At 41.6% G+C, this 886-nt stretch carries 1 protein-coding gene; it reads left to right on the top strand.

Features of this window, described 5'->3' with window-relative positions; translation table 11 throughout:
- Positions 1-500 precede the first annotated feature (500 nt).
- The gene (locus tag ACFIO3_RS14245; RefSeq protein WP_375614470.1) at positions 501-692 is read left to right on the top strand and encodes a hypothetical protein; all 192 of its coding nucleotides are present in this window, start codon (positions 501-503) and stop codon (positions 690-692) included.
- Positions 693-886 lie beyond the last annotated feature (194 nt).

The following is an 886-nucleotide window of genomic DNA, read 5'->3' as shown; positions in this document are numbered from 1 at the left end:
GCGAGGGGAAAAAAGTGAAGAGAGGCTTTTATTGCCATTAAGTATATTGCTTTTGACTTGTTCATTAAGGAGCATGGGGGACACTTCTCGTTTTATGCTTTTTTTATATTGGTGTCGTGTTTTTGAGAAAAATTGAGGCTCTTGCTTGAGTTGGTGCTCTTGCTTGAGTGGGATTTTTGCGAGCTTTTAAGGGGGATAAGTGAAGAGGGCTGCTCTTGGGTTTCACTTGCTGTTTCTGTTCTCTTAAAGAGAGAAAATCTTGTAACTTATTTTCTTTTTATCAAGCATAAAAATGTGTCTTACCAAGCGATATGGAGAGCGAAAAATCTATATTTAAAGCAAAAGATATTCTGGTGTTTGGGGAAAAAGAACCCATTTTCTTGCAGGTGGAGGCAAGGCGCATAGAGAAGGTGAGCCAAAAGCACACGTTTTGATCAAGACTTTTTGCTCCATGGAAAGGGCAACAGTGTTTTTAAAGAGCTTGGGGTGGAGGGGGAAAATTGAAAGAAAAGAGGGACATTTATTTATTTACGAGACTGTTATTTATTTACGAGACCGCTAAGGACAGTTTCTCATCTCTGGATGAAAAAGGTTTTGTGCAATTTGGTTATGGAATTGTTGGAGACGCTGGTATCCATGCTGCGGCTTGCCAAATGATTAATCCTTATCATTTGGGGGCTTTGCCAGATTGACAACGAGGCTTTGAGGCAAAGGGGTGGATTTTAAGGCAAAGGGATTGAAATTTCTTGAGGAAGAGGTAAGCGTAGGGCGTGTCGTGTACTTGAGGAAGTTTTCGATGAGGGCAATGAATGAGGTTGATCTGGGACTGAGGTTGATCTTGGCCGCGTGCTTGGCTTTCAATAGAACACCCTTCCTTGGGAAAAGG

It is taken from the genome of Bartonella sp. AD328YNZD, from assembly GCF_042196425.1.
This window is presented reverse-complemented; position numbering and strand designations above follow the sequence as displayed.